Origin of the sequence: Brenneria sp. g21c3 (assembly GCF_040240345.1) — a bacterium.
Lineage (GTDB): Bacteria > Pseudomonadota > Gammaproteobacteria > Enterobacterales > Enterobacteriaceae > Brenneria.
Genome location: NZ_JBEIAB010000010.1, coordinates 26,677 through 50,032, shown reverse-complemented (window position 1 = coordinate 50,032; position 23,356 = coordinate 26,677). Strand labels below are relative to the sequence as shown.

16 protein-coding genes and 2 pseudogenes are annotated in these 23,356 nt (G+C 56.1%); 10 read left to right on the top strand and 8 right to left on the bottom strand.

What is annotated here, in order from left to right; all coding sequences use genetic code 11:
• Positions 1 to 44: 44 nt before the first annotated feature.
• Positions 45 to 1,466, bottom strand: a complete 1,422-nt coding sequence (locus ABRZ28_RS15350; RefSeq protein WP_330520792.1) for a DASS family sodium-coupled anion symporter — start codon at positions 1,464 to 1,466, stop codon at positions 45 to 47.
• Positions 1,467 to 1,501: 35 nt separating this feature from the next.
• Positions 1,502 to 2,854 (bottom strand): class-II fumarase/aspartase family protein, encoded by a 1,353-nt coding sequence (locus ABRZ28_RS15345; protein ID WP_330520791.1) that lies wholly within the window; start codon positions 2,852 to 2,854, stop codon positions 1,502 to 1,504.
• A gap of 244 nt (positions 2,855 to 3,098) precedes the next feature.
• On the opposite strand from ABRZ28_RS15345, the gene ABRZ28_RS15340 reads away from it, so the two are divergent.
• Together ABRZ28_RS15340 and ABRZ28_RS15335 are read left to right on the top strand one after the other, a co-directional pair.
• Complete coding sequence (locus tag ABRZ28_RS15340; protein ID WP_330520790.1) at positions 3,099 to 3,833, top strand: GntR family transcriptional regulator; 735 nt, start codon at positions 3,099 to 3,101, stop codon at positions 3,831 to 3,833.
• 158 nt (positions 3,834 to 3,991) lie between these two features.
• Positions 3,992 to 5,035: a MerR family transcriptional regulator gene (locus ABRZ28_RS15335; RefSeq protein WP_330520789.1), complete on the top strand. Its 1,044-nt coding sequence runs from the start codon at positions 3,992 to 3,994 to the stop codon at positions 5,033 to 5,035.
• A 23-nt stretch (positions 5,036 to 5,058) separates the two neighbouring features.
• On the opposite strand, the gene ABRZ28_RS15330 is transcribed toward ABRZ28_RS15335, so the two are convergent.
• On the bottom strand, positions 5,059 to 6,417 hold the full coding sequence (locus tag ABRZ28_RS15330; protein ID WP_330520788.1) for a DHA2 family efflux MFS transporter permease subunit: 1,359 nt from the start codon (positions 6,415 to 6,417) through the stop codon (positions 5,059 to 5,061).
• Between the two features lie 102 nt (positions 6,418 to 6,519).
• Between ABRZ28_RS15330 and ABRZ28_RS15325 the strand changes: the two genes are divergently transcribed.
• Positions 6,520 to 7,410 carry a LysR family transcriptional regulator gene (locus ABRZ28_RS15325; RefSeq protein WP_330520787.1) on the top strand — a complete coding sequence of 297 codons (891 nt, stop codon included), beginning with the start codon at positions 6,520 to 6,522 and terminating at the stop codon, positions 7,408 to 7,410.
• 38 nt (positions 7,411 to 7,448) lie between these two features.
• Here the strand turns inward: ABRZ28_RS15325 and ABRZ28_RS15320 are convergent, their stop codons facing one another.
• On the bottom strand, positions 7,449 to 8,348 hold the full coding sequence (locus tag ABRZ28_RS15320; protein ID WP_319605462.1) for a LysR family transcriptional regulator: 900 nt from the start codon (positions 8,346 to 8,348) through the stop codon (positions 7,449 to 7,451).
• Positions 8,349 to 9,021: 673 nt separating this feature from the next.
• Between ABRZ28_RS15320 and ABRZ28_RS15315 the strand changes: the two are divergent.
• The 6 genes and pseudogenes from ABRZ28_RS15315 (at position 9,022) to ABRZ28_RS15290 (ending at position 16,058) form a co-directional block, all read left to right on the top strand.
• Positions 9,022 to 10,674, top strand: a pseudogene (locus tag ABRZ28_RS15315) (ABC transporter substrate-binding protein).
• A 58-nt stretch (positions 10,675 to 10,732) separates the two neighbouring features.
• Positions 10,733 to 11,667, top strand: a pseudogene (locus ABRZ28_RS15310) (ABC transporter permease).
• On the top strand, positions 11,667 to 12,539 hold the full coding sequence (locus ABRZ28_RS15305) for an ABC transporter permease (protein ID WP_249245003.1): 873 nt from the start codon (positions 11,667 to 11,669) through the stop codon (positions 12,537 to 12,539). Before ABRZ28_RS15310 ends, ABRZ28_RS15305 begins: the two are co-directional and overlap by 1 nt.
• A 10-nt stretch (positions 12,540 to 12,549) precedes the next feature.
• Positions 12,550 to 14,187: a dipeptide ABC transporter ATP-binding protein gene (locus tag ABRZ28_RS15300; protein ID WP_319605465.1), complete on the top strand. Its 1,638-nt coding sequence runs from the start codon at positions 12,550 to 12,552 to the stop codon at positions 14,185 to 14,187.
• Between the two features lie 75 nt (positions 14,188 to 14,262).
• Positions 14,263 to 15,750 carry an amidase gene (locus tag ABRZ28_RS15295; RefSeq protein WP_330520785.1) on the top strand — a complete coding sequence of 496 codons (1,488 nt, stop codon included), beginning with the start codon at positions 14,263 to 14,265 and terminating at the stop codon, positions 15,748 to 15,750.
• A 47-nt stretch (positions 15,751 to 15,797) separates the two neighbouring features.
• On the top strand, positions 15,798 to 16,058 hold the full coding sequence (locus tag ABRZ28_RS15290; protein ID WP_349824365.1) for a GNAT family N-acetyltransferase: 261 nt from the start codon (positions 15,798 to 15,800) through the stop codon (positions 16,056 to 16,058).
• Positions 16,059 to 16,189: 131 nt separating this feature from the next.
• Here ABRZ28_RS15290 and ABRZ28_RS15285 read toward each other — a convergent pair whose 3' ends face one another.
• Positions 16,190 to 17,158 carry an Rpn family recombination-promoting nuclease/putative transposase gene (locus ABRZ28_RS15285; protein ID WP_330520784.1) on the bottom strand — a complete coding sequence of 323 codons (969 nt, stop codon included), beginning with the start codon at positions 17,156 to 17,158 and terminating at the stop codon, positions 16,190 to 16,192.
• A 676-nt stretch (positions 17,159 to 17,834) separates the two neighbouring features.
• Entirely contained in the window at positions 17,835 to 19,178 is a 1,344-nt protein-coding gene (argG, locus tag ABRZ28_RS15280) for an argininosuccinate synthase (RefSeq protein ID WP_319605100.1), read from the bottom strand.
• A gap of 398 nt (positions 19,179 to 19,576) precedes the next feature.
• On the opposite strand from argG, the gene ABRZ28_RS15275 reads away from it, so the two are divergent.
• On the top strand, positions 19,577 to 20,152 hold the full coding sequence (locus ABRZ28_RS15275) for a DJ-1/PfpI family protein (RefSeq protein ID WP_319605099.1): 576 nt from the start codon (positions 19,577 to 19,579) through the stop codon (positions 20,150 to 20,152).
• 223 nt (positions 20,153 to 20,375) lie between these two features.
• Here the strand turns inward: ABRZ28_RS15275 and ABRZ28_RS15270 are convergent, their stop codons facing one another.
• Both ABRZ28_RS15270 and exaC read right to left on the bottom strand, forming a co-directional pair.
• The gene (locus ABRZ28_RS15270) at positions 20,376 to 21,368 is read right to left on the bottom strand and encodes an acyltransferase (RefSeq protein WP_330520783.1); all 993 of its coding nucleotides are present in this window, start codon (positions 21,366 to 21,368) and stop codon (positions 20,376 to 20,378) included.
• A 219-nt stretch (positions 21,369 to 21,587) separates the two neighbouring features.
• Positions 21,588 to 23,123, bottom strand: a complete 1,536-nt coding sequence (exaC, locus tag ABRZ28_RS15265; RefSeq protein ID WP_330520782.1) for an acetaldehyde dehydrogenase ExaC — start codon at positions 23,121 to 23,123, stop codon at positions 21,588 to 21,590.
• Positions 23,124 to 23,356: the final 233 nt, after the last annotated feature.

Below are 23,356 nucleotides of genomic sequence, written 5' to 3'. Positions count from 1 at the left end.
CGCCTATTCGTTAAATAAGGGATACGGCCTTATTTTATGACTTATTAGTAGTAACCGAGTAATTTCCACCATGCCAAACCGACGGCGAAAATCAGGAACACATTAAAGGTGACAATGACAAAGTTAATTTTATAGAAGCGCGCGCGTTCAAAATATCCCTGGGCAAAATAAATCGGCCCCGGCCCGCCGCCATATTCCGTGGTGCTCCACATCAGGTTGCTAAAAATACCGAAGCAAATGGCGACCATCATCGGCGGCGCGCCTGCGGCGATGGCCGTCGCGGCAAAAGGAACATACAGCGCCGCAACATGGCCGGAGGCGGTGGCAAAGAGGTAATGCACGTAAATATACAGCACCCCCAATAATACAAATGTTTGTATCGCGCCAAAGCCATCAACAGAGTCGCCTAATATCGCGGCCATCCATTTAATAAAGCCCAGTTCGGAAAGTCCGCCGGCCAGGCTGATAATCACGCTGAACCAGATGACGGTATCCCAGGCCGCATGATCTTTAAGCAACGCTTTCCAGTCGACGGCGCCGACGGCAAACAGGTAGGCGGCCAGTCCGAGCCCAATCGATGTGGCGGATAACCCGGTGATCAAGCTGGTTCCCCATCCAACCAGCGCGAGAATAAAGCCAATGGCGACCTTTTTCTCCACCCTTGTCATGGGGCCTAGCGTTTCCAGCGAGCGACGCCCCATCTCTTTCGCTTCCGGAGTGCGTTTTAACTCGGGATTAAGCATTTTATACAGCAGCAGCGGCATCAGGCAAAAGCACACCATAGCGGGAACCACTGCCGCGATAAACCAGCCTCCCCAGGTGATTTCCACCTGCAAAGAGTTTTTCGCCAGACTGGTGACCAGCGGGTTGGCCGCCATTCCGGTAAGGAAGATCGCGCCGGTGATCGGCGTAAACTGAAAACAGACCATAGTGAGAAAATCACCGATCTTTTTCCCGGTCTCGCCCGGCGCAGAGCCAAGAACGACATTAATCGAACGGGCTATCGGAAAAATAATGCCGCCCGATCGTGCCGTTACCGAAGGCATGGCCGGCGCCATGATCAAATCGGATACCCCTAATGAATAGGCGATACCGAGACTGCTGCCGCCGAATAACGACAGCATTTTATACGCAATTCGATTCCCCAGACCGGAAGTCACAAAACCGAGAGAAAGAATATAAGCGCAAAATATCAACCATACGGTGCCGCTGGAAAAACCGGATAATGCTTTTGCTTCAGTTAATGTATTGGTGAATATGGTCACGCACAGCGCAATTAACATCACTGCGCCAGAGGGTAATGGCTGGGTTAGAATTGCCGCGATAGTCGCGGCAAAAATAGCAAACATATGCCATGCCTGAGGCGTGAGACCTTCCGGGACAGGAGAAAACCAGATTATTCCGCCGATGGCGACAGGAATAATGGCGGCAATCAGCTTTTTCCCCGTAGACGATCCAGATGACATAATCATCTCCTCAATCGTTGTACGATTAGCGTGAATTAATTGCGCGCGGCCGAACTTTTTAATACCTGATCGACCATGGCCGGCGCCATGCCGAGATAATTAGCCGGGTTCGTCAGTCGTTCTATTAATTCAGCATCAAGACGGCTGGAAACGCTGGGCATCGCATTCAACACATCGGCAAGACGACCGCCTTGCTCGTTCACTATCCGGCAGGCGTCGTAAACGATGTCGTGCGCATCCTGACGGCCGATATACGGCGCCAACCCCATCATGACGGCTTCCGCAACGATCAGTCCTTTGGTCATATCGAGATTTCTGGCCATCGCCTCTTCGTCCACGATCAGTCCGCTCAGCATAAATTTGGCCTGATGCAACGCGCCGGCCGTCAACACGAAACTTTCAGGGATGGCGATCCATTCCGCGTGCCACGGCCCGGTGGCGCGTTCCAAATCCTGCACCATGGCGTCCAGCATCAAACCCGCCTGTTGACGCACGCCCTTGGCGCAGGCCAGCATCAATTCGCTGGAGATAGGATTACGTTTTTGCGGCATGGTGCTGCTGGCGCCGCGGCCTTTCACGAACGGCTCATACAGCTCGCCGAACTCGTTGGAAGCCATCAGCATCACGTCATAGGCAATCTTGCCCAGTGAACCGGTGATCAACGCCAATAAATTGACCGCTTCGGCAAACCCATCGCGCGCGACGTGCCAGGTTGAAACCGGCACGCCCAGGCCCAGCTCCTCCATCATGGCTTTTTGCACATCCAGCCCTTTATCGCCCAGAGAGGCCAGCGTGCCGGCGGCGCCCGCGAACTCGCCGACCAGAATACGCGGGCTGGCTTGCTGAAGACGCTCTTCATGACGATCAAAAATATCCAGCCAGATCGCGGCCTTGTAGCCGAATGTCACCGGCAACGCCTGCTGTAAATGGGTACGACCCGCCATCGGCGTATTGCGGTAACGTTGCGCCAGATCGGCCAGCGTGCCGCGCAGCGTTTTGATATCCGCTTTGATGAGTTCAAAAGCGTCGCGGATTTGCAGCACCACGGCGGTATCCATAATGTCCTGCGTGGTTGCGCCCCAGTGGACATAACCGCCGGACTCCCCCGCCTGCTTAGAGATTTGATGCACCAGCGGGAGAATGGGATAACCGACGATTTCCGTTTCGTGACGCAGCAGATCGAAATCCAGCGCGTCGGCGTCGCATTTGGCGGCGATTTCCCGCGCGGCCGCATCAGGAATAACGCCGCAGCGAGCCTGAGCTTTCGCCAGCGCGATTTCCACCTCCACGTATTTGCGAATCAGTTCGTGGTCGTCAAAAATAGCGCGCATTTCCGGTGTGCCGAAAGAATCACGAAATAAAATTGAATCAAGTACATTCGAGGCCATAAAAGAATCCTTGATACATCATGAAGGGTGATAAAATGCGACATGCCTTACGTCGGAACGCGGCGACTATCTGTTGAATGCCGTACGATGATGAGACATACGCAGCCGGTCAAATGGCCGAACAACATCAAATGTCCGTACATTTAATTTGTGCAGACAAGATAAAATGTACGGACATTTAAAGGGAAGTTTTTTTCTATCCCTTTGTGATGGGGATCATCAATATTTATTGAAGCCGTTACCTATGAAAGAATCTTTGTATAAACGTATTTCGCGTGAACTGGTTCAAAACATCGCGTCCGGCCAGTTTCCGGCAGGCTCGCTTTTGCCGTCCGAATTGGAATTGTGCGAACAGTATCAGGTCAGCCGTCATACGGTACGCGAAGCACTGCGCGAGCTGACCGAGCAGGGATTAATTCTGCGCCGTAAAGGTATCGGCACCCTGGTGGCCGACAGAACGGCAAACCAAGGACTCAACCATCCGCTGGCATGTCTTGAAGATTTATTTTTCCTGGCGAAAAACAATCTGCGGGTCGTGAAGAAGATCGATGAAATCGTTGCGGACTATGAGCTTTCCCAAATCATCGGCGGCGCGCCCGGCGCGCGCTGGCTGCATATCGCCAGTATCCGTGAAGACAGCGAGAAAAAAGATGAACCGATATGCTGGACCGACAGTTACGCGAGCCCAAGGTACAGCAAAATACGCCAGTTGGTGCGCAGCGATCCGTTCGCGTTAATCAGCGATTTAATCGAAGAACACTATGGCGTGCAGAGCGAGGAAGTCAGGCAGACCATTTCCGCCGTCAGCATTCCCGCCAGGATAGCCAGAGCGCTTGGCGTTGAAAACGGTTCGCCCGCCCTGAAAATCATACGCCGCTATATCGATCGCAACGGTGAAACGTTTGAAACCACGGTATCGATCCATCCCGCGGACCGATACACCTGCTCTATTGTGCTAAAACGGCAGAACAACAGCTAACAAGCGCTGAACGCCACTGGCCGCGCTTCGTCAGCAGATCTCGAAGAGGCGCTTAAGCGGGGTATTTAACGCCTTCAGGCATTTTTTGCATATTGTCTTGACCCTCACGTAACGTAAGGCCGCAGAGTAGCGCAACTGGCTAAGGACAAGGAGCAGCGATGTTGATACAAGTGGGGGAACTGGCGAAACGCGCCGGGATCACCGTTCGTACTTTACACCACTACGAGCAAACAGGGTTGCTGTTGCCTTCCGCCAGAAGCGCGGCGGGTTACCGGCTGTATAATCTCGCGGATGTTCAGCGCCTGCATATGATTCAGGCGCTGGCAAAAGCGGGGCTGGAGCTTGCCGAGATCAAGGATTTTCTGGAGCAGGATACGCTCTCTATGCCGGAACTTCTCGACGCGCAAATCGCCTTGCTGGATAAACACATGCGCAGCATTAATACGCTGCGCGACCAGTTGGTTTTTTTGCGTACGGAGCTGGCGGCTGGAGAAGAGCCTGACCTGGAGTCCTGGTTACAGACTCTGGAGTTAATGAATATGTATGATCGCTGGTTTAGCAAAGAAGAGTTGCAGCAGTTGCCGTTCGTCTCGCAGAGCGAACGACTGTCATCCCTCTGGGCGGCGCTGGTGATGGAAGCGCAAACGCTGATGTCGCAGAAAGTCGATGAGGCCGATCCGCGGGCGATAGATCTGGCGATCCGCTGGATGGAGCGGCTGGAGCAGGATACCGCGGGGAAAGCGGAGTTTTTAAACCGGCTGAACGCGATGCACAGCGTCGAGCCGCAAATGCGGGAACTGACCGGAATTACCGCACAGATGACCGACTACATCACCCGCGCCTTCGCCGAAAGCAAGCTGGCTATCTGGCAGCATTATCTCACGCCGGAAGAGCTGGCCTTTACCCGGACGCACTATTTTGATCGCCTGATGGAGTGGCCGCCGCTGGTGGCGAAGCTGCATCAGGCCAGCCGGGACAGGCTCGATCCGGCGTCCGAGGACGGACAGGCGCTGGCGGAAAACTGGCTTGAACTCTTCCAGTCGTATGCGGGGGAAGATCCCGTCACGCAGCAAAAATTTCATTTCGCCATGCAGCAGGAGCCGCATATGCTGAAAGGAACCTGGATGACGCCCGACGTGCTCCAGTGGCTGCAACAGGCGATCGGGATAATGGCGCAATGTCGTCAGGCCAAAATACCGTAACCCAACCTGCCGCAAGCGAGGGCTCAATCATCCATGCTCAACATGCAGGCAATCACTAACGCCAGCAGTATGTGAATCAGCGCCGCCAGCGCCATCAGCAGCGTCAATGGCGAGGCCGCCAGCGAAAATATCAGGCCGGCCAGAGCGATACCCATTAACGACCCAATCTGGCGAAAAGCGGTATGGGCTGCCGACGCCGTGCCGGCGGTATCCGGGGAACGGCCGGACAACACCGTCGCGGTCATCGGCGGCACCACAAATGCCACGCCGCCGGCCAGCAGCGCCATCGCTATCACCACGGGAAACGTTACCTGTTCGTCTAAACACAACATGCCGGCATATCCCATGGCGCTCAGCAGCAATCCGGCGATCATCTGTTTTTTCACGCCCCAGCGCGACATTGAGCGGCCAGCCAATAAATTGCCGACCATCAGACAAGCCGCCAGCGGCAGCAGCGCGATCCCGGTCTGCAAAGGCGTATAGCGCAGGTGCTGCTGTAGAAGCAGGCTCAGGGCATAAAGGCTGCCAAAATAGCAGACGTTAATCAAAAAACCGGTAAGGTTGGCGAGGTTAAACGCGCGACGGCGAAAGAAAGATAACGGCAGCATGGGGGAAACGGCGCGCCGTTCCACTACGATGAAACCCGCTCCGCATATCAGCGCAAACAGCGTCATAAACGGTAACAGACTATGCGACCATCCCTGCGCCGGAAGCTGTATCAGCACATAGCTGATGCAGCCCAGCGTGGCGATCGCCAAAATCTGTCCCGCCATATCCAGCCCTTTTCCCGGATTCGCCAACGAACAAGGCAGCAGGCGGCAACCGGTCAGCACGCCATACAACCCAATAGGCAAATTAATCAAGAAGATACCGCGCCAGCTGAAATAGCCGACCAGAAAGCCGCCGAGTACCGGTCCCGCTGCCGCCGCCACCGATACCATGCCGCCAAACAGCCCTATCGCCCGCTGTCGCGACTGATTATCCGACCAGATAACCGACAGCAATGAAAATGACGCGGGAATAAACAGCGCCGACCCCACACCCTGCGCCAGACGCAGCAGAATTAATTGCGGCATCGACCCGCTGATGCCGCAACCGACCGATGCGCCGGTAAACACGACCAGGCCAAGCAACCACATACGTCGGGCGCCGTAGCGATCGGCCAGAACCCCCGCCGAAAGCATCAGCCCGGAAAGCGTCAGATTATAAGCATCCACGGCCCAGGTCACCGCGGAGAGGGATGCATGAAACTCGGACTGAATATTCATCGTGGCGATATTAATCACATTGACGTCCAGAATCGCCATAAACATTCCGGCACACAGCGTCAGCAGGGTATGAACCTGACGCGGTTCATCGGTGACCAAACTCAGCGGCGACATCATTTTCCCCTATTGGCGGAACAGGGCTACGAGTGTAAAAAGAGAAGGATGAGTTGAAAACGCAGCGGAAATAGACTTATCCGCAGCAAAAATGCAGAGGGGATGATGAACTGGGACAACGCCCGTTATTTATTAGCCGTCGCCCGTACTGGAAGTTTACGCGCCGCCGCCGCCTGCCTGGGCGTCGATCAGGCAACGGTTGCCCGCCGATTACGCTCGCTGGAGCAAGAACTGAATACCTCGTTATTCCATCGTTCTCCGGAAGGCTATCGTCTGACGGCAAGCGGGAAGCAACTGCTGCCCGATATCGAACGGATGGAAGCGACGGCGGCATCTATCGAACGAAAAAGCATGGGGATGAATGCGTCTTTAGCGGGCAAAGTGCATATTGCTTCCACCGACTCGCTGGCCCGCTGTTTTTTGCTGCCGGCGCTGCGTGAACTCCAACAAGCCTGCCCCAACATTACGATAACCCTGTCCACCGCCCCCGGCGTGGTGGATATCCGGCGCGGTGAAGCCGATTTGGCGGTACGCAGCGCCCGTCCCACGGATAGCAATTTAATCATCCGCCGTCTGGCGACGTTGCAGCTTGGTCTGTATGCCTCCGGGGAATATGTTTCCCGGCGAGGCCGACCCGTACCCGGCAATGCGTTTTCCGGCCACGATCTGGTGATGTTTCCACAGGAAACCGTGCCGCAATACTGGCAAAGGCTGTGCGGGGAGCCCCTGACCAATGGCCGTATCGTGCTGGAAACCAATTCGCAGTGGATGTACATCGAAGCCCTTCGCCAGGGCCAGGGTATCGGCATGATGGCGCGGGAAATCATGCAACGCTGCTGTCCTGAACTGATAAACGTTATGCCCGCCCGCAGCGAGCCCGCCGACATCTGGCTGGTGGTCAATCCGGACGTCTGGTCGGCGGGGCGCGTTCAGGCGACGATTTCGGCGATAAGCGATTGTTTTAAAAATCTCACCTTATCAGGTTACGATTAACATCCCGGAACAAGGCGTCGTCGCTCCCCGTGATCTGATTAAATCGAGCAATCCGCCATAATTTGCGCCAGCATACTCTGGCAGGTTTTGATGGCGATGGATGACGTCCTCTGCCGGGGCAGACACAGATCGACCCGTACGCGCTCAATCAGCGGATCCAGCAACGGGACGGCGACCAGGCCATCCCCCAGATCCCGATTCTGGCGCGCGGCCTGCGGCAGCACCAGCAAGGCGATACCGGCCCGAGCCAGGGATTTTTGTACTTCCACCGAACTGGTGGTGTAGGCGACATTAAGCTGAACGCCCTCTTTTCGTGCCGCGGCTTCGATGATTTGCCGGGTGGAGAAGGTGGAATTGGGTATCGCCAGCGGCTGGCCGGCAAGATCTCGTATGGTGATGGAGTGGCGTTCGGTGAACGCATGTCCTTTCGGCACCAGAACCCGATGCCATACATCGCAATGGTGGGTCACTTCAATTTCGGCGCAGGGCGGCATGTAGAAGGTCAGCCCGATATCCGCTTCTCCGGCGCGAAACGCATCCGCAATACGGGGCGCGCTGCCGGTTTCGATTTGAAACTGCACTTTGGGGTACTGTTGGGAAAATTTCGCCAGCACCGGCGCCAGCATGCTGGCGATTAAGCTCTCGCTGACGAACATCCGAATGGTGCCCGCCACCACCCCCTGACTGTTGGCAATATGTTCCTTCACATGATCCAGTTCGCGCAACGTGGCGCTGACCGCCTGCGCAAGAAACTCGCCTTCTCGTGTTAAACGGATGCCGCGCGGATTCCGTTCAATCAGCGAAGCGCCATAAAAATGCTCCAGCTGTTCAATCTGGCGGCTTACCGCACTGGGCGTCACATAGAGTCGGGTGGCCGCTTTACGTAACGAAACGCATTGCGCCACTTCATTAAAATATCGTAATGCCCTGAGTTGCATGACGACTCCTGCAAATAACGGTTCTATTCCACTGCCTCAGCAATAAATATGCCATTCTCCGTTTATCTTGTTTTATTCCGGCTCAGACCTTTTCATTGCTCGCTTTAGGTAAAAAAACGAAACCCCATTTAATACAGTCTATTTTCTTATGGCTAAAAAAAACAGCCAAATTGCACTATGTCAGTGCAACTTAGCATAGGAAATCAGTGCATCACGCCAGGATAAAGAATAAAAAAATGAACGACGGCGCCTGCATTTATCAATTATTAATTAAAAACATCCATTTACTATGAAATGCCTATTCATAACTAATAATAATATCTCTTTTCACACTGCACTACGATGCGGCACCGCCGCCATGACGCGTCTTATTGGCTACCTTTTGCCTGCACAGAATCGCAGACAAAACAATAATTAACTGATAAATAAAGATAATGATTTTAATTCCCTGTTTGATGAACGCAGCCAGGCGTCTACTTTTTATCAACACTGAGTCGCTGATGTTGTGATAGTCTCGTGAATCAGACTTTTGTAGTGTTTTTAGCAGCAGGAGGAGATCGTTTTATTTTATTAGCGGCGCGCCATGCCAGTAATGCTTTTTGCTTTCCATTCCACTTAACCTGTTATACCCAATAAATTTTAAGTAACAGAACGGCCGCAGGCGACTTAAAACATGACGGGTATTGATATCATCGGGGATATTATGAAATTAATAACGGTTAAAAATGCATTTATCGATAAAATAGCCACAAAAATAACCTCACATCGAATTATTTGCGGCCTGCTGGCGACGTTTTTCAGCCTGTCGTCTTTTGCCGAAACCCCTGCCGACGTATTGAAAATCATCCCCAGCAGCAACCTGGTCTCGCTCGATCCCATGTGGACGACCGCCAACGTGACCCGTAATCATGGCTATATGATTTACGACACGCTGTTCGGCACCGATATCGACGGCAACATCAAGCCGCAGATGGTAGAGAGCTGGAAGGTATCTGATGATAACCTGACCTGGACATTCGTCCTGCGCGACGGGCTGAAATTCAGCGACGGTACGCCGGTGACCAGCGATGACGTGATCCCTTCCCTGTAACGCTGGTCCACGCGCGACAGCTTTGGCAGCGTACTGGCGTCGTTCGTCGAGCGCTATCAGGCGGTGGATGCGAAAACCTTTACCCTCACCCTGAAAGAACCCTTCGGCATGATGCTGGAGGCATTGGGCAAACCCTCTTCCAACGTGCCGTTTATCATGCCGAAGGCGGTCGCCCAGACATCCGGCGACGTGCAGATCCGCAGCACCCTCGGTTCCGGCCCCTATATGTTCAAGAACGACGAGTTCAAATCCGGCGAACGGGTGGTCTACGTGAAAAACCCTTACTACGTGCCGCGCGATGAGCCGCCTTCCGGCACCACGGGCGGGAAAAAAGTCTACATTGACCGCGTGGAGTGGCTGATCATCCGCGATCCGCAAACGCAGTTTAACGCGTTGATCAACGGTGAAGCCGATATTCTGGAACAGCCGGCGTTCGAACAAATCCCCGCATTAGGCAAAACCCCCAATATCAATCTGGTCAAGGCGCAGCCGATCGGCATGTTGCAAATCATCCGCTTTAATTTCCTGCAACCGCCGTTCAACGATGCGCGTATTCGTCGCGCCGCCATGCTGGCTCTGGGCGAACAGCAAATGCTGCGCGTGCAAATCGGCGTGCCGGAACTGCAAAAATTCTGTAAAAGCATGTATCCCTGCGGCACTACTTTCGCCTCGGACGAGACCGGCGAGTTCACCGGCGTAGCCAATCCGCAAAAAGCCAAGGCGCTGCTGCAAGAGGCCGGCTACCAGGGCCAGCCGGTTGTGTTGATGCGCCCCACCGACTCCCCGACCATCGCCAAACTGCCGCTGGTCGCCAAACAGCAGCTTGAGCAAGCCGGCTTCAAGGTCGATTTGCAGAATATGGACTGGCAGACCCTGGTGGCCCGGCGCGCCAAAAAAGACGCGCCTTCAGCCGGCGGCTGGAATGCGTTTATGACCGCCTGGGCGGCGGAGGACGTCCTCAACCCGCTAACCATGGCGATGATGAACGCGCGCGGCGAAAAAGGCTGGTTCGGCTGGCAGGACGATCCTGAACTGGAAGCGCTGAAAGCCCGCTTCGCCCGCACCATGGACGAAGGAGAGAAGAAAAAACTCGCCACGCAAATTCAGCTACGCGCCTTTGAAACCGTCACCCATGTGCCGCTGGGCCAGTACGAACTGCGGGCGGCCGTCCGTTCCAACGTAACCGGGCTGGTGTCTTCCGGCGCTCAGGTGTACTGGAATATCCGCAAGCAGTGATCCCGACGGGCGCGCAGGCGCCCGTCGACCAGTTGGCTAGTCGCAACGAGGAACGAGCATGTTGACATTTACCGGCAAACGCCTGCTGGCGACACTCCCTGTTCTGCTGGTGGTCGCGGTCGCCATTTTTATGATCGTCCGGCTGATTCCCGGCGATCCCGCCGCGGTTATCGGCGGCAACAGCGCCACCAACGAGGATATCGACCGCATCCGCGAGCAACTGGGCCTGACCCTGCCGCTGTGGAAGCAGTTCGTCATCTGGGCGCAGGGCGTGCTGCACGGCGATTTCGGCTACTCATTTTTCATGAATCAGCCGGTGACCTCGCTGCTGATGCAGCGCATGGAACCCACCCTGTCGCTGACGTTCGGCACGCTGCTGTTCACCGTGCTGATCGCGCTGCCGCTGGGCGCGCTGGCGGCCTGGCGCATGGGCGGCTGGCTGGATCGCTGCGTGATGTCCTGTTCCGTGGTCGGCTTCTCCATACCGGTGTTTGTGATTGGCTACCTGCTGATCTATGTGCTGGCGCTCAAGCTGCAATGGCTGCCGGTGCAGGGCTATAACCCGCTGTCAAAGGGCGTTCTCCCCTGGTTGAACAACCTGATTCTCCCCTGTCTCACGCTGTCGGTGACCTATGTGGCGCTGCTCGCCAGGGTAACGCGCGCGGCGGTCAGCGAAGCCTTGACCGAAGATTTCATTCGCACCGCGCGCGCCAAAGGCATCACCGAACTACAGGTGCTCAGGCATCACGCGCTCAGGGTGGCGGCGGTGCCGGTGGCGACGTCAGCGCCGCCCTGCTGCTTGGCGGCGTGGTGGTGACGGAAACGGTGTTTGCCATTCCCGGCCTGGGACAGCTCACGGTGGACGCCGTACTCAACCGGGATTTTCCGGTCTTGCAAGGCGTGGTTCTGTTCTTCGCCGTGACCTATATCCTGCTGAATTTCCTGATAGATCTGAGCTATCTGTGGCTGGATCCGCGCATCCGGGATGAATAATGAATACAGCTAAACGACTCTGGCGTAATACTTCGGTAAAAATCGGCGTGCTGACCCTGACGGCGTTAGCCATGATGGGGATCGGCGCGCCCTGGCTCGGGACTTTCGACCCCGGCGTGATGGACATGAATTTCATTTCCGTCAACGCCGGCACCCACGGCCTGGTAACCCTGCTGGACGGCACGCAAATCCCGCATACCTTCTGGATGGGCAGCGACAGTCTGGGACGCGATATCTGGAGCCGCGTGCTTTATGGCACGCGCATCTCGCTGACCGTCGGCCTGATGACCGCGCTGACCGCCATTCTGGCCGGCTGCCTGCTCGGCATGCTGGCGGGCTATTTCCGCACGCTGGATATGCTGCTGATGCGCATGATGGACGGCCTGATGGCGATCCCCTCGGTACTGGTGGCCATAACGCTGGTCGCCATATTCGGCGGCAATCTGACCACGGTCATCATCGCCATCGCAGTACCCGAAGTGCCGCGGGTCACGCGGCTGGTGCGCTCGCTGGTGCTCAGTCTGCGCCAGGAAGCCTTTGTTGAAGCGGCGCGCGCGCTGGCGACCAGCAATATGATGATCCTGTGGCGCGATATTTTACCCAACGCCATGGCGCCCCTGATTGTACAAGGCACCTTTGTCGCGGCGTCGGCGGTGCTGACGGAAGCGATCCTCAGCTTTCTCGGCTTAGGGCTCCCCGCCGACATTCCCACCTGGGGCAACATCATGGCCGAAGGCCGCGTGATGTTCTCGCAACGTCCGGGGGATGTGCTGTTCCCCGCGCTATTCCTGGTTCCCTCGGTGCTGGCCATCAATCTGCTCGGCGATGGCCTGCGTGATGTCCTCGATCCCAAATTCTCAAAACGGCTGTAGGGGAAATCTGATGAACAAGCTTGAACATAACGCCCCGGTGTTGCAAATCGTCGACCTACAGGTCGCTCTGCCGGCGGATGCCGACCGTCCGTACGCCATTCAACAGCTCGATCTGGCGATCGAGGCAGGAAAAACGCTGTGCGTGGTCGGCGAATCAGGTTCGGGAAAATCGGTTCTGGCCACTACCATCATGGGATTGATGGCCAAAGAGCTGCGCATCAACAGCGGCACGATCAGGCTGGCGGGCAATACGCTGCTGGATTCAGGCCATTACGCCAGCAATCGGCGGATGCGCCAGCTGCGCGCCACCAGTATGGGGATGGTTTTTCAGGAGCCGATGACCGCGTTGAATCCGGTTCATAGCTGCGGAGAACAGGTTGACGAGCTGCTGCGCGCGCATACCCACTGGCCCGCCGCCGAACGCAAGGCCAGAATATTGGCGATGTTCGAGCGGGTGCGTCTGCCCGACCCGGCGCGTATCTACAAAAGCTATCCGCACCAGCTCTCGGGCGGCCAGCGCCAGCGCATCGTTATCGCGATGGCGATCGTCCTTAAACCGCAGTTGCTGATTTGCGATGAACCCACCACCGCGCTGGATGTCACCACGCAGGCGGAAATCCTTAAGCTGATCCGCGAACTCCAGGCGGAACAGGGCAGCGCGGTGCTTTTCATTACCCATGACATGGGCGTGGTCTCGGAAATCGCCGACCACATCCTGGTGATGTATCGCGGCGAGATGGTGGAACAGGGCGCCTGCGAACAGGTGCTGCGACATCCCGCCACCGACTATACCCGTTCACTGCTGGCGGCGGTCCCCGATATTACGCCGCCGCCGCCGCGCCAGCCGCCCGGCAATCGCCTCCCGCCGCTGCTGGTGGGCCAGTCGGTCGGCAAAACCTATGTCAGCCGCGACTGGCTGGGGCGCAGCAAACGCTTCGACGCTCTGCGGCAGGCCAGCGTCGCGGTTCACCGCGGCGAAACCGTCGGCATCGTGGGGGAATCCGGCTCAGGGAAATCTACCTTCGCACGCTGCATGATCCGCATGATCGCGCCCAGTTCGGGCAAGATCCTATGGGGAGACCGCGAAGTACAAACCTTGCCCGAATCCCAGGTGCGGACATTGCGTTCGCGCGTTCAGGTGGTTTTTCAGGATCCGAACCGATCGCTGAATCCGCGCCGCACCATCGGATCTTCGATCATGGAAGGCGCGATGAATTTTGGTCAGAGCCGGCAGCAGGCCCGCCACACCGCCGAAGCGTTGATGGATCGCATCAACCTGCCGCGCGCGTCGCTCGATCGCTATCCGCATCAGTTTTCCGGCGGACAACGGCAACGGCTGGCCATCGCTCGCGCCATCGCCTGCGATCCTCAGGTGCTGGTGGCGGATGAAGCCGTCTCCGCGCTGGATGTATCGGTGCAGGCGCAAATCCTCGACCTACTGCGCGAATTACAGCGGGATTTGGGGCTGGGGCTGCTGTTCATCACCCACGATCTGCGCGTCGCGGCCCAGCTTTGCGATCGCGTCATCGTGATGCATCAGGGAGAGGTGGTTGAACAAGGCATCACCGCCCAGCTATTCGGCCAGCCCCGGCATGATTACACGCGTCGTCTGCTGGCTGCGGCGCCGCGTTTGGCGTTGATGAAATAACCGGCTTATTTTTCGGGCATATCACGTCATTTCCATAGCGGACGCTGCCCTTAATGTTGCAACCTGGAGTGGTATATGAAGTCACAAGTGATGGACTGGGATGAATGGTCGGCCTATGACGCGGTGGGACTGGCGGAATTGATACGTAAGGGCGACGTCAGCGCGGCCGAGCTGGCCGCACAGGCCGCACAGGCCATTGCCCTGCTGAATCCCACGTTAAGCGCGGTGGTTGAGGTATTCGACGATGTGGTCGCCGACCCGCTGAAAGACGGCATGAACCCGCAGGGCGCCTTCGCCGGCGTGCCTTTTCTGATGAAAGATCTGGGGCCGACCCTGAAAGGCCGTTTGCAAGAGATGGGATCGCTGCTGATGCAGGGCAACCGCTCGCAGAGCGACAGCTTTCTGGTCGGCAAAATGCGTCAGGCCGGTCTGAATCTCATCGGCCGCACCACCACGCCGGAATTCGGCGTATGCAGTTCGGCGGAAAATCCGGCGCTCTATATCACCCGAAACCCCTGGGATCCGGACTACACCACCTGCGGTTCCTCCGCCGGTACGGCGGCCTCGGTGGCGGCCGGCATCGTACCGATGTCCCATGCGACCGACGGCGGCGGCTCGATCCGCATTCCCGCCGGATTTAACGGCAATATCGGCCTGAAACCCTCGCGCGGGGTGTTCTCCATCGCGCCTTACGCCTCCGATCTTACCGGTCTGGTGTCGATTCAGGGGTGCCATACCCGCACGGTGCGCGACACCGCCGCCTTTGTAGACCACTGTCGCGGCGGCGCGCCGGGAGAGTTCATGCCCTACTGGACGGCGGCGGAAAGCTACCGCGAGCTGATTGCGCGCGACCCCGCGCCGCTGCGCATCGCGCTTTCCCATGAATGGGGCGACTATCGGGCTACGCCGCATTTTGTCGCCGAATTGGAGAAAACAGGCCGTTTTCTGGCCGATCTGGGCCACCATGTGGAATGGGTGACGCCGCAGGTGGATTTTCGCGCCGCCTTTGCGGCGCAAACCACCTGTTATATCAGCAACTTTGCGCAGACGATTTCCGCCATGCTCAAAAACCTGCGGCTGGACGCGCCGCCGTCGGATCGGATCGAACCCATCAATATCCGCATCTGGCAGGCCGGCAAAGATATTTCCTTCAGCGAACGCGCGGCGATGCAGACCGTATTCAACAACACATCTCGCGCCTTTGGCGCTTTCTTCCAGTCCTGGGATATTATCCTCACCCCCATCACCGCGCTGCCGACGCCGAAGATCGGCACCATGGAGTACCTGACGCTAAGCGATAACCCGTCGGTGACGGACTGGTTCGCCCACTTATGGGAAAATTTCGCCTATACGCCGTTATCCAATCTGTGCGGCATTCCGGCGATCTCCCTGCCGCTGGCCGCGCAGGAGAACGGACTGCCCTTCGGCATTCAGGCGCAAACGCGCCAGGGCGACGACGGCCTGCTGCTACAGCTTGCCGCGCAGATTGAACGCGCCATCGACGGTAAGTGGAACGGAGGCAGAAGGCCCGGCGTACATGTGACCCACGCGCCGGGCGTATAAAGTTTAATGGTCTCTCCGCAAACGAAACGCCGTATCTGCGTTACTGACTGGGCGCGGAAAACTGGGGAAAAGGATATTGTACGGAAGCGGTGCGGGCGATGATTCATTATGGCTTCCGGCAGCTTGGGCTATGCCGGATCAACGCCCGCTGCGACGATGAGAATATCGCCTCAAAGCATGTGATGCTGCGCTGTGGAATGCGCCGACGGCCCGCAGGGTGGCAGGCAGGGATAGCTCGCCATAAAAAATCGCCGGGAGCGATTTTAAACGTCGCTTGCGACGGCCCGAAGGGTGGCAGGCAGAGATAGCTCGCCATAAAAAATTTCCGGGAGAAATTTTTAACGTCGCTTGCGACGGCCCGCAGGGTGGCAGGCAGGGATAGCCTGCCATAAAAAATTGCCGGGAACCTGGGAATCCCAGAAAATAATGATAAATCATCTTAAATGTTTGCGGAGAGCGCCAACTGCGCCATCTCCTCGTCGGAAAGCCGGGTAATTTGCTGGACCTGCTCGCGCGCCATGCCGGTCAGCAGTAACTGGCGCGCAATCTGCCGCGCGCTGGTTTTCATACCTTGCTCTATGCCTTGTTCTATACCTTGTTCTATACCTTGTTCTATGCCTTGCTCTCTTCCCTGTATTACTCCGGCCTGCAACCCCTCTTCAAATCCAATTTGTTTCAGCTGCTGTGCAATCGTCATTATCTCCTCCCGATCCGTTGACAACGGCTCCGCCACTATTTCGATAAAATCGGCTGGTCTGGATGTATTGCCGGTTTGCGCGATGTAGTACAACAACGCCTTTTTCTGCCTCAGCGGCACCTGCCAGCGTTCAAATAATAACCCGATGTCTCGCGCCAGTTCCAGCATATCCCGCGTACGGATATGCTTTTGCACCAACTCCAGCAACGCCGCCCGCCGGTGGGTTTTAATCTCCTCATCAGAAGTCACGGTCAGATCAATCAGCGGAAAAGCCTTGCTGTATATCCGGGTCGCCAAAAGCGGATCATCAAAGGCATCCAGCCAGCGCAGGCTGTACGGATACGGACTGCGTTCTCCCTGATAGAACAGCAGCGGCACCACCAGCGGCAACTGATCATGGCCCTGTTCAAGATGTTGCTGCATCGCCGCCAGACAGTAACGAATCAGGCGGAATGCCATCATGTTTTCCGGTTTGCTCTGATGCTCAATCAAACAGTAGATATAGCCGGTTCCGGCAGTGGTTTCCAGCGAATAGAGCATATCGGATACCCGGGCGCGCAGCGCTTCATCCACAAACGAGGCTGACTCCAGTTGCAGCGTGTTGAAATCGCAGCGTTCACCTATATCCGGCGGCAGATGGATGGACAGAAAATCCCGCGCCACAGCAATATCGCTGAGAAAAAGTTTGAATACCTTATCATGTGATTGCATGTCGTCCCTGGCGAATGGCGTTCCCTAAGAACTCACGATAACGCCTGCCGCTCGCGGGTAAAGGTAATACGCCCCACCCTGCAAACACGCTCGCAAGAAAAAATTGCCAGGAGAAATTTTTAACGTCGCTTGCGACGGCCCGGATGGCTGAGGGATCCCCAGAAATTGAAATATGTAACGCCGGAGAATATTTCGTGCGCGATAAAGCCGCCATTTTTCTGCTACGTCGTAGCACGCGCCCGACGCAGGGTGGTTCAAACGCCACCACCCTCCGGACCCGGGCTTGTGGCTGAAATCACGCCGCTAACGCGGTTCCTTCGGCGGCCGTCCCCTTTTTCGAACCGCCAGTGACGCGGAATACTCGCCCCATCCATGGGGCTCGCCCTGCGGGCCAGCACAAGTGCTGTTCAAAAACGCTCCAGGCGTTTTTGTCCGACGCGGCACTGGCTTGAGCCGCATCCTTGCGGCTCATTCGCGGGGTCGTCCATCTCAGCGTAATTTCTTACGCCATGGGGTGAACAGCTTAAACACTGATTTTATATTTAATATCAGCATTTTAAATATAAAATACAAAAAAATTATTTTTGTGGGGATTCCTCAGCACGCCATAAAAAAAGCCCGGCGACGCAAAACGCCGCCGGGCCGTCACATCAGCTAACTGTCGAGCCGCTGTGAATTATTTTTTGCTTTTATCCTGCAACTGCTCGACCTGCGGCACGCCGGCCTTGGAAGACGACAGCAGCCCGGTACTCGCATAATTGAACAGTTTTTCACGCGTATCGGTGATATCCAGGTTACGCATGGTCAACTGACCGATACGGTCGTCCGGCGAGAATACGGAATCGCCTTTTTCCATCGTCAGCCGTTCCGGCTTGTAGGTCAGGTTGTCGGAAACGGTGTTCAGGATGGAGTAGTCGTTGCCGCGACGCAGCTCCAGCGTGACTTCGCCGGTGATGGCGCTGGCGATCCAACGTTGAGAAGAATCACGCAGCATCAGCGCCTGGGAATCGAACCAACGTCCCTGATACAGGAAGCGACCCAGTTGACGGCCATTGGCATGATACTGTTCGATGGTGTCTTCGTTGTGAATCCCGGTCAGCAGACGCTCATAAGCGATATGCAGCAACGCCATTCCCGGCGCCTCATAAATACCGCGGCTCTTCGCTTCGATAATACGGTTTTCAATCTGGTCGCTCATGCCTAAGCCGTGACGTCCGCCAATGCGGTTGGCTTCCAGCATCAGTTCCACATCGTCGGCGAACGTTTTGCCGTTCAGCGCAACCGGATGGCCGCGATCAAAACGAACCGTCACTTCTTCCGCCGCGATTTTTACGTTTTCATCCCAGAATTTAACGCCCATGATCGGGTTAACGATTTTGATGCTGGAATTCAGGAACTCCAGATCCTTGGCTTCGTGCGTCGCGCCCAGCATATTGGAGTCGGTGGAATAGGCTTTTTCGGCCGACATTTTGTAATCAAAACCGGCCTGCGTCATAAACTCGGACATCTCCTGACGGCCGCCCAGCTCATCGATAAAGTCGGTATCCAGCCAGGGTTTGTAGATTTGCAGCTCGGCATTGGTCAGCAGACCATAGCGATAAAAACGCTCGATATCGTTGCCCTTATAGGTGCTGCCGTCGCCCCAGATATTGACGCCGTCTTCTTTCATCGCCGCAACCAGCATGGTGCCGGTTACCGCGCGCCCCAGCGGCGTGGTGTTGAAATAGGTGACGCCGGCGGTGGTGTTATGGAAAGCGCCGCATTGAATTGCCGCGATACCTTCCGCAACCAGTTGCTTACGGCAATCGACCAGCCGGGCGTTTTCCGCGCCGTATTCCATCGCGCGGCGAGGGATCTCATCGTAATCATCCTCATCCGGCTGACCCAGATTCGCGGTATAAGCATAAGGAACCGCGCCTTTTTGACGCATCCAAAGCAGTGCGGCGCTGGTATCCAGACCACCGGAAAACGCAATACCAATACGCTGACCAACCGGAAGGTGTTTGAGAATCGTTGTCATAAATAAAATCCCTGCTCGAAGATCGATGGCTAGAAACTAGCTGCTATACCATTATGTTACGCAATACATTGCTGAGAGGCCATGACTTCGCCGAATGGCGGTTTGGTCCGGTTCGTCTTATCGGCAAAACCGCTCTCAGGAAATGCATATTTATGCAAAATAAGTGAGTGATAATTTAATCATCTTTTTGCCGGCACAGGAAGAGAAGAGTCGTGCTTTAGGCAAAAAAAATCCGCACTCGATTTGCGCCCAAGTGGTCGAGTATAACGCGATTTCATCAACACGCTAAGCGGTAAAGACCGGTTACGCGACCCAAATTACAAAAATAAAACATCGTTTCATTTTATTTGTATTCTTTGCTATTCTGCTTTCTCCCTCAGTATATTGCTGGAGATGCTATGTCTAAAAAAGTCGCCATTCTGCTGGCTCCCGGTTTTGAAGAAGCAGAAGCGATTATGGTGATTGATGTACTGCACCGCATGAAAATAGATGTCGCCATGCTGTCGTGCGACGACAGGCTGGAGCTGTACAGCTATCACAATATTCGTATGTTTGCCGATGACCTGCTGGAAAGGAATCGCGATGTCCTGTTTGACGCGGTAATTATTCCCGGCGGCCCGCAGGGAACGGTCAATCTGGCAGCCAATCCCCTGGTGGTTGAATTCATTCGCCGCCACGATGAAGCCAACCGGTTGATCTGCCCAATCTGTTCTGCGGCGGCGCGCGTACTGGGCGGCAATCATTTATTGAAAGGCCGACGTTATGTGTGCTCGGGCGAACTGTGGCAAAACGTGACCGACGGAACCTACGTCAACGAGAAAGTCGTCGAAGACGGCAACCTGATCAGCGGTAAAGGACTGGGCGTCGCGTTTGATTTCGCCTTCACTATCGCCTACCGGCTGACCGGCGATAAGGAAGACACGAATTTTCAGGTTGAACATATCGATTACGACTACTGGCGCGTACCCGAGTAAATCACCTCTTCAGCGCGACGTGATGTGTCGCGCTGCCGGCAGGCGGTATTCTCATCATCCCCGGCGTGATCAATTCCCGGCATCATTTTTCCCTGCTGCAGACGACAACCGCCCGTCGCGGGCTGGAGCGGCTCAAACCCGCGCTGAGCGCGCAAACCCTGACGCTGGTCTGCGTGTACGCCGCGCGCAGCTGCGCCAGAGACAGCAAGACGAGTAACCGGCCTTAACTGACCAGACGCCGGCTGTCGATTTTCTGTAACGCCATCGACAACAGCAGGCTACCCAGCAAGGCGGCGCTGAAGATGTAAAAGATATCCAGCACCGGCTGCGACGGGATATCCATACCGTGGGTGCGCAGATAGTGAATGATCGGCGCATGAAAACCGTAAATCGCCAGCGAATGGCGCGATATCAGATCAAATCCGGGCAGCACGCGGTGGTTCAGATAACGTTTGAACGCCATCAGCAGGCTGACCGCCGCCAGAAAAACCAGCGGGCCGCCGTAGAGGTAAAACGTCTGATTGAAATTATCGTTCAGCAACGAGTGATGTTTTGTTCCCATCGCCACCAGCAACACGCACAAAATAAACGCCGGAATGGCCGCCAGCGCCGCGCGCCGGGGAATATCCAGCATGCCGAGCGCCCGGCCGACCAGCGCATACAGCAGATAGTAAAAGGTATCGCCGTAGACATAGAGGTTTACCGGCAATAGCTTAACGCCGGCAAAATCAACCTGTCCCGTATTGGGGTTGGCAATCACCGCCAGCGCCACGATGAAAATAGCCAGATACTTGCCCGACACGGGCTTGACGTGAATTAACGGTGAGAGCAGATAGATCACCACAATCGCATAGAAAAACCACAGGTGATAAAAAATCGGTTTTTGCAGGAAATATCTGGCGGCGTTCAGCGGGTTGATTGGCGTTAGCGTCGCCATATAAATCAGCGAGACGACGCTATAAAACAGAATACACAAGCCAATCCGCAGAAAATGTTTTTGCCGCGCGCTACGCTCGCCAAAAAACAGATAGCCGGAAATCATGAAGAACAGCGGCACGCAAGCCCGCGAGGCCGAATTAAGGATATTCGCCACATCCCAGTGCGTATCGCCCGGCGCGCCGCCGGCGGTGATGTAGTAGGTTGTGCTATGAATCAGAACGACCATCAGGCAGGCCACCGCCCGCAGGTTATCAATCCAGCCGATCTTCCCGGTCATGCATAACCTCTTGGAGAGACAAAGGATATCGCACAGGGTAGAGCCTGTTGATAAGCCATACAATGGGGAATGGGCTGAATACGAGACGCCGCCATGCGCGCCCTACCTCGGGCGCGCGCCAGCGGGCGGTATAAAAATGGTGTTGTCGCGCATAAAACATTCAATTGCCGGGACTCGCCCGTCGCGCCTCCGCCGGCAAAGCGGAGGCGCGATAGCGAATCAGAACAGCCCCAGCGGTTTATCCGAATAGCTCACCAGCAAACATTTGGTTTGCTGGTAATGCTCCAGCATCATCTTGTGGTTTTCGCGTCCGATGCCCGACTGTTTGTAACCGCCGAACGCCGCGTGCGCCGGATAAGCATGGTAGCAGTTGGTCCAGACGCGTCCGGCCTGAATACCGCGCCCCATCCGGTAGGCCACGCTGCCGTTGCGGCTCCATACGCCCGCGCCGAGACCGTATTCGGTGTCGTTCGCGATCTCCAGCGCATCATCCATAGTTTTGAAGGTCGTCACCGCCAGCACCGGCCCGAAGATCTCTTCCTGGAACACCCGCATACTGTTTTTACCAAACAGAATCGTGGGTTCCAGATAATATCCCTGCGCCAGGTCGCTGGGCATCGCTTTACGCTGGCCCCCCGTCAGCACGCGGGCGCCTTCTTTCTTACCGATATCGATGTAGTTGAGAATGGTATCCATCTGTCCGGCGGACACCTGAGCGCCCATCATGGTTTTGTCGTCCAGCGGATGACCGATACGAATGGATTCCACGCGCTTAATCGCCCGCTCCATAAAACGCTCGTAGATGGATTCCTGAACCAGCGCCCGGCTCGGACAGGTACAGACTTCGCCCTGATTAAAGGCGAACAGCGTGAACCCTTCCAGCACTTTGTCAAAGAAGCTGTCTTCTTTATCCATCACATCCGCAAAAAAGATATTAGGCGATTTGCCGCCCAGCTCCAGCGTAACCGGCGTCACGTTCTGCGCCGCATAACCCATGATTTGCTGACCTACTTCCGTCGAACCGGTAAACGCCACTTTGGCGACGCGCTTCGAGGTCGCCAGATATTCGCCAATTTCGCTGCCTGAACCGTTCACCACGTTAATCACGCCCGGCGGCAGAATATCCTGAATCAACTCCATCAGCACCAGCACCGACACCGGCGTCAGCTTGGCGGGCTTAAGCACGATGCAGTTTCCCGCCGCCAGCGCGGGCGCCATTTTCCAGCAGGCCATCAATAGCGGGAAATTCCAGGGAATGATCTGGCCGACGACGCCCAGCGGTTCATGGAAATGATAGGCCACGGTATCGCCGTCGATTTCACTGATAGCCCCCTCCTGCGAGCGAATGCAGGCGGCAAAATAGCGGAAGTGATCAATCGCCAGCGGCACATCCGCGCCGCGGGTTTCCCGAATGGGTTTACCGTTATCCCAGGTTTCCACCATCGCCAGACGTTCAAGGTTTTGCTCCATTCGGTCGGCAATGCGGTTCAGAAGCAGCGCGCGTTGCTGCACGGACATGGCGCCCCATTCTGCTTTCGCCTGGTGGGCGGCGTCCAGCGCGTGATCGACATCCCGCGAGGTGGAACTGGCGACTTCACACAGCGGCTGGCCGGTCACCGGCGTCAGATTAACAAAATACTCTCCCTCATCAGGCGGGACCCAAGCTCCCCCGATAAAGTTGTCGTAACGTTTTTTCAGATTAAGCGCGTCGTATTCACCGGTCGTCGTCCGGCTTTCAGCGATGTCATATGCCATGTCAATCTCCTTCTCGCGGTCTGGGTACGCGGCGGAGCCGCAGTGAAAACAGGGGCAATGTGAAAACGAACGTGAGTCAGGGAACATGGTTAAATCGTAAGCAGGGATCGGCGTTTATGACAGCGCCCAGGCAGGGAGAATAGTCACTCTTCGAGATGGGTCACATTTTTGCAACCATAAATAAACAAATAAGCAACCAGCAATCCACGCGCGATCGCGGTTCGCAGAGAAAA

Coding starts and splice junctions, on each gene's coding strand:
- ABRZ28_RS15350 (WP_330520792.1), bottom strand. CDS start 1,466: ATGTCATCTGGATCGTCTACGGGGAAAAAGCTGATTGCCGCCATTATT.
- ABRZ28_RS15345 (WP_330520791.1), bottom strand. CDS start 2,854: ATGGCCTCGAATGTACTTGATTCAATTTTATTTCGTGATTCTTTCGGC.
- ABRZ28_RS15340 (WP_330520790.1), top strand. CDS start 3,099: ATGAAAGAATCTTTGTATAAACGTATTTCGCGTGAACTGGTTCAAAAC.
- ABRZ28_RS15335 (WP_330520789.1), top strand. CDS start 3,992: ATGTTGATACAAGTGGGGGAACTGGCGAAACGCGCCGGGATCACCGTT.
- ABRZ28_RS15330 (WP_330520788.1), bottom strand. CDS start 6,417: ATGTCGCCGCTGAGTTTGGTCACCGATGAACCGCGTCAGGTTCATACC.
- ABRZ28_RS15325 (WP_330520787.1), top strand. CDS start 6,520: ATGATGAACTGGGACAACGCCCGTTATTTATTAGCCGTCGCCCGTACT.
- ABRZ28_RS15320 (WP_319605462.1), bottom strand. CDS start 8,348: ATGCAACTCAGGGCATTACGATATTTTAATGAAGTGGCGCAATGCGTT.
- ABRZ28_RS15305 (WP_249245003.1), top strand. CDS start 11,667: ATGAATACAGCTAAACGACTCTGGCGTAATACTTCGGTAAAAATCGGC.
- ABRZ28_RS15300 (WP_319605465.1), top strand. CDS start 12,550: ATGAACAAGCTTGAACATAACGCCCCGGTGTTGCAAATCGTCGACCTA.
- ABRZ28_RS15295 (WP_330520785.1), top strand. CDS start 14,263: ATGAAGTCACAAGTGATGGACTGGGATGAATGGTCGGCCTATGACGCG.
- ABRZ28_RS15285 (WP_330520784.1), bottom strand. CDS start 17,158: ATGCAATCACATGATAAGGTATTCAAACTTTTTCTCAGCGATATTGCT.
- argG (WP_319605100.1), bottom strand. CDS start 19,178: ATGACAACGATTCTCAAACACCTTCCGGTTGGTCAGCGTATTGGTATT.
- ABRZ28_RS15275 (WP_319605099.1), top strand. CDS start 19,577: ATGTCTAAAAAAGTCGCCATTCTGCTGGCTCCCGGTTTTGAAGAAGCA.
- ABRZ28_RS15270 (WP_330520783.1), bottom strand. CDS start 21,368: ATGACCGGGAAGATCGGCTGGATTGATAACCTGCGGGCGGTGGCCTGC.
- exaC (WP_330520782.1), bottom strand. CDS start 23,123: ATGGCATATGACATCGCTGAAAGCCGGACGACGACCGGTGAATACGAC.